Annotated in this window: 5 protein-coding genes and 1 pseudogene; 1 reads left to right on the top strand and 5 read right to left on the bottom strand. The window is 45.1% G+C overall.

Annotation, left to right across the window (positions count from 1 at the left end; genetic code table 11):
* Positions 1–252: 252 nt before the first annotated feature.
* Genes AC2VE5_RS23965 through AC2VE5_RS23955 form a run of 3 tightly spaced genes read right to left on the bottom strand, consistent with a single transcriptional unit; the run spans position 253 to position 2,580 of the window.
* Complete coding sequence (locus tag AC2VE5_RS23965) at positions 253–1,095, bottom strand: hypothetical protein (protein ID WP_486890150.1); 843 nt, start codon at positions 1,093–1,095, stop codon at positions 253–255.
* Complete coding sequence (locus AC2VE5_RS23960; RefSeq protein ID WP_486890149.1) at positions 1,085–1,777, bottom strand: helix-turn-helix domain-containing protein; 693 nt, start codon at positions 1,775–1,777, stop codon at positions 1,085–1,087. The genes AC2VE5_RS23965 and AC2VE5_RS23960 overlap by 11 nt, the downstream gene beginning before the upstream one ends.
* A complete protein-coding gene (locus tag AC2VE5_RS23955; RefSeq protein WP_486890148.1) occupies positions 1,774–2,580 on the bottom strand; it encodes a TIGR04255 family protein in 807 nt (268 codons plus the stop codon). Before AC2VE5_RS23955 ends, AC2VE5_RS23960 begins: the two co-directional genes overlap by 4 nt.
* A 246-nt stretch (positions 2,581–2,826) precedes the next feature.
* Here AC2VE5_RS23955 and AC2VE5_RS23950 point away from each other — a divergent pair, with 246 nt between their 5' ends.
* On the top strand, positions 2,827–2,976 hold the full coding sequence (locus AC2VE5_RS23950; RefSeq protein ID WP_486890147.1) for a ParA family protein: 150 nt from the start codon (positions 2,827–2,829) through the stop codon (positions 2,974–2,976).
* Between the two features lie 254 nt (positions 2,977–3,230).
* Here the strand turns inward: AC2VE5_RS23950 and AC2VE5_RS23945 are convergent, their stop codons facing one another.
* Complete coding sequence (locus AC2VE5_RS23945) at positions 3,231–4,823, bottom strand: alkaline phosphatase D family protein (RefSeq protein WP_486890146.1); 1,593 nt, start codon at positions 4,821–4,823, stop codon at positions 3,231–3,233.
* Positions 4,824–5,032: 209 nt separating this feature from the next.
* A pseudogene (locus AC2VE5_RS23940) lies at positions 5,033–5,150 on the bottom strand (IS1 family transposase); the annotation flags it as partial.

The following is a 5,150-nucleotide window of genomic DNA, read 5'->3' as shown; positions in this document are numbered from 1 at the left end:
TGATCTTACTCTTACTCGATTATTGAATCCCACAAAAAAATTACATTAGCCAAACTGTCACTTCTTATCAGTTCGATTTGACTATAAGTTGCTTTTTTGGCTTTTTTTTGAATTCGCCAACAGTATCTTCGCTATATCTACCCCAACTCAGAGAAGTCGCACTTCAGGCTGGACGCAAGGAAGCGGAAATAGCCAGAGAAGCGAGCGCTCAATTATAAAGTTTGTAGGGCGGAAACTATAAAATCCTTTGCGCTAGCGGGATAAATGATCCAGATCTAATGGATCGCTCTCCACATAGTCCTTCGCCGTCATGTCCTCCAGAGTGACTACTAAGCCTTCGATAGATTTGAAGCGTCCTGACTTAGGGAGTAGAGCTAACCAGTTTGGGAGTTGTTGGTCCCATCCTGTTCCCTGAAACTGGACTGGTTCTTCATGGCGGATAAACCAAAACATCAGTTCAATCTCAGGATCATTCCAAGAAGGTGCCGCTCTTACTCTAATCTCACGTAGGGCGCGAAGTGCTTCTCCCTCAGAGCTTTCCTTATCATGCTTATTTTGCAAACGCTCCTGAAGTTTTCTAGCCAACGCCGTGAAGTCATCAGGAAAAGCAAAACGAACTCGTTTCCGTGCCAGTGCTTGACCTAGCGCTCTAACGTCTCGATCGTCGCTCCATCCCGCTTTGCGTTCCCATTCTGCAACAACAGCTTTTTCTACGGTCATCACACGATCTAGATCGGCGACGAGACGATGCTCCGCAGCCCCTGAAATATAAGCATACTGCGGTCGTCTACCTCGCTGAATATCGTGTAAATATTGTTCATTTACTTCCACAAGAGGTACTACCTCTATAAATGGACGGCAAGCGCAAGAACGCACAATATCGCAGGTTTGCGTGACGACAACAAAGCCTCTGACTTCAGATTCTGCAAGATCGCCTTCTGCTGCAACATCTTTAGATTCATCTGTCAAAGGTCGCTTAGGGTTAAAGCGTTGGATAAACCACTGCTCACCGAGAACATAATCACCTTGACACCATTTCTGGAGAGCAGCGTCTATTTCCTGAATCCATGCCTCACGTTCATTATCAACTGCCATGTTTGCGGCTCCTTGCCGCACGCACAGGTCGAGAGCGTCCAACCTCACGATGGATAGGCTCTTGCAGAGCATTAACCAAATTTTCTGGAGGCGGTGGCATACGCGACATCCTAGCATCTTTTGATAAAGGCACTAGCTGCGGTTTCTGAGGTGCATTTCCAGAACCAAGAATCTGTTTGACTTCCTCATGCTCACCCGCTATTAGCAGATCGAAAAGCAGCCTACCATCCTGACCAGGACTCAGTAAAAGATTGCGATTAATACTTGCACTACCTCGGTTGATATATCGAATAGTGCCTAATAATCGATTAAGATTCTCTTCATTAAAACGTGATAATGGCTGCCCACTTGCCCAAAAATGTAGGCTTCTGCGCGAGACATTGAAGAGCTTAGCAAGTTGCTCCCATGTTAAACCACTTAATTTTCTCAGTTCATTGAGGGCATCACGATTGGCTTCCGCCGAATTAGCTGATTGGAAGGACAATGGAAGACCACTATTCGTTCGTTCTAAAACAAGTAATAAATCTCGATCAGAAATTGGTTCATTAGCTACCGTTCCAGAAAGAGCAGGAAACACCGACACTGCTACAACAGTAAATTTATGAGTAACTTGGTATCCCATAGATTCATTGACAGAAGTGCCTGAAGATGGATAAGGACTTCTAGTTAAAAGAGAGTTCACATTTTACCTCCAAATCGCTGCAAAAAGTTATCATTCACCACCCATCGGAAGACAGTATAAATACGTTCAGCAAAGCGCTGCCCCTCACTTATAAGTCCTTCGACACTAAACTCTCGCTGTGTTGAGAGAGACATATCTAGATCAAGTACCCAACTAGGTTCAGCAATTGGCTCAAGTGCGGTTGGATCAATAGTTGCATTCGCTGGCAAAAGTCCCCACCGTGCAATTATCTGCTCTTGTCCCCCTGGGAAGTCGAACAAAGACTCGTTGATGGTTTGATGTACGTTTTCCCCAACCTCGGTTGCCAAAATACCAGCAATCTCAGGGCGTACAAGCTTTGATATATCTTCCCTCTCTGGGCTGATGAGTCTATCTATGTAGCGCAATCCAAACCGTTCAACAATCTGAGGCTTTATGTGTGTATCAAGTGCTAAAAGCACATTCTCCAGACGCTCTAGAAAGTTACTGCGGCTTGAGTAAGCAACTGTCTCAAGCGATAGAAAATCTGATGCTAGTGATACTCGCCAGTATCCGCTAGTATCCGCAAACCTCCAAATCACTTGAGTCCCTGTCGGCATAAGTCCTTGAGGACTGAAGATTAAACCATGAGTCTGCTCAGGCTGTAGGATAGGATATTTTTCTCGAATCGCTTCCTGGAAATGACCAACAAAACTCTTTTCTTGAATAGAAAGAATGGATGGAAAGCGTACCTGTGCAATTACACGAACCAGAGGGGCTGGCTTTAATGGCACCTCATCAGGTGGCTTTGCAATGAGTGGGTTGATGTTAACCACTTTCTCCATCCTTTTCTAGGTGTTTAAAGAGTCTGTGCATACTCAGATCTGGGACTGATACTTGAAGTTTTCTGAAACTATTATAAAGCAAAAATGTGAAATAGAGTGTGAAGTTTAAGCAAGCTTTTAGGTTTGCGCCCGTGAGGAGCAATTGCAATTGCATTTATAGTCTCCTAACTTTTTACTCTAAAGCTATTGATTACTTACTGCATTACTGCAATAATGCAGTAAGTAAAGCATTACCCAATTAATCAAATGGGGACTGTAATCGGATTTGTTAATGAAAAAGGGGGTTCGGGGAAGTCCACTTCTGCCGTCCATTTTGCCTGCTGGCTAAGAACGCAAGGTGCGACCGTTCTACTGGTGGACGCTGATACGCAAGTTAGTAAGCTAATAAGCATTTAAGCTGCAATATAATGGTTATTCCCTTTATTCTTGATCTTTCGATGCCATTTAATTACTAACTCGCCTAGGACAACCCTAAACTACACTTCTGAGTTTACGTCATTTGTCACTTTATCAATTTAAATTAGTATCAGTATAAGAGGTTAGCGTTCGCGCGTTTAAAAATAAAAAAGCTCAAGTGCAAAAGCTAAGACTTTCATACATATGCTCCAAAACGGCACTCCCCGTTATCCTATTAACCTGTGAACGTTATATTACTCGTGCTGTACGCCTGGACGACCGTTTTCAACCGTAAATGAAGCTAGAGTATAAACGGGTGCATCTGGTTGACTAACAGTAGTAACAATCCGCAAGTCAGTATGCCAACGTTCGCGGTTGAGATTGACCCGAAAATAGCCACGGCGATCGCCATCAAAGAACTTAATGTGTGGGTTCTCTGGAATCATTGGACCGTAGTAAGGACCGTAGACCTCCCGGTCGCCGTTACTGGTAAGCGAAGGGGTGACAAACTCCGTTGCTACAGTAGGTGAATTAGGAGCTTTGAAATCCAACTTAAGGTCGTTAACAAATGTAGAGTGCCAGTCGCCAGTAATCACAACGGGGTTAGCAATCTTTCGGTTGGTAATATGGTTCAATAGTCGCTGGCGTGCGAGGGGGTAGCCGTCCCACGAGTCGTTCCAAAAGATTTCACCCGTGCCAATTTTATGGTCTAACTGAGCCATCAGAACTTGTTGAGCAATTACATTCCAGCAAGCCTTAGAACGGTCGAGACCGTCAAAAAGCCAGCGTTCTTGCCGAGCGCCAGTCATTGTCTGTGCTGAGTCTAGTGCTGCCTCGCAGCGAGGTGTCTCACCGTCACCGCAGGGGTGGTCGCTGCGGTACTGCCTAGTATCAAGCACACTGAATTCGGCTAAATCTCCAAAGGTCAGCCGCCGATAGAGGCGCATATCCGCTCCCCGTGGGGCAGAGAATCGGCGTAGCGGCATATGCTCGTAATAGGCTTGATACGCCGCCGCTCGTCGCGCCAGAAACTCTGCAACGGGATCCTTGTTTTCAGAGATTGCGTCAGTATAATCGTTATCTACTTCGTGGTCGTCCCAAGTGACTACGAAGGGAAATAAGGCATGAGCCTTTTGCAAATCTGGATCGGTTTTATACAGGGCATAGCGGAGGCGATACTGCTCTAGGGTTTGTGTCTCTTGTTGAAACTGTTCTGGCAAAGCTACGTTGCGTACGCCGCCTGTGGAATTGATGCCGTATTCGTAAATGTAGTCACCTAAATGGAAGACTACATCTAGTTCTTCTTCTGCTAAACGGCGATAGGCAGAGTAAAAGCCATCTTCCCACTTCTGGCAAGTAACAAACGCAAAATTTAGCTGATTAAGACGTGTTCTAGGTGCAGAAGCAGTACGAGTGCGTCCTACATCGCTTAGTTCATTTCCGACACGGAACTGATACCAGTACCAGCGCGCTGGTCGTAATCCTTGTACCTCAACATGAACAGAGTGGGCAAATTCCGGCGTAGCCATCGCCGTACCACTGCGAACAACCTGGCGCATATTTTCATCGGCGGCAACAAGCCACTGCACGGGAACATTTTGTTGTGGCATTCCACCACCATTGAGAGGGTCTGGAGCTAGTCGCGTCCATAATACTACACTGTCTGGTAATGGTTCGCCAGAAGCAACACCAAGCTTAAAGGGATAATCAGAGAATTTGGGGTGAGCTAATACTTTTCTTTGCCCCCCAGTTGCAAGGGTTAAACCTGTTAAAGCTCCTGCGCCAATTAACAATCTCCGGCGGTTGAGTCTATTTGATAATAATTGGTGAATATTAGAGTAAGTCATAAATATTGATTGATTTAGGAGAGCGAAAATAATTACTAAACTAACCATTGCCTCAGTATTGATAAAAAGGCAATTATCTAGTTTTATAAGCCCGCTTAGACGGGAGCATGATGAACATACCAGCCCAACATTAAATATTGGTCAAGGTGTAGTTAAAAGTCTTTTAATTCTGCTTTGATCGTTTAAATAATGCGCTGTTCGGTAGTGCGTCAGATTATTGTGGGATAGGTCACGATATCATTCCAAGTCCATGGTCGAGAGGTTAATCCTGCTCGTTGTGCGGCAGTGGACTTGAACCGACTATGCTGCCAAATCCAATTGAAGTAA

The sequence above is a fragment of the Aliterella sp. E5.1 genome (assembly GCF_057473825.1).
This window is presented reverse-complemented; position numbering and strand designations above follow the sequence as displayed.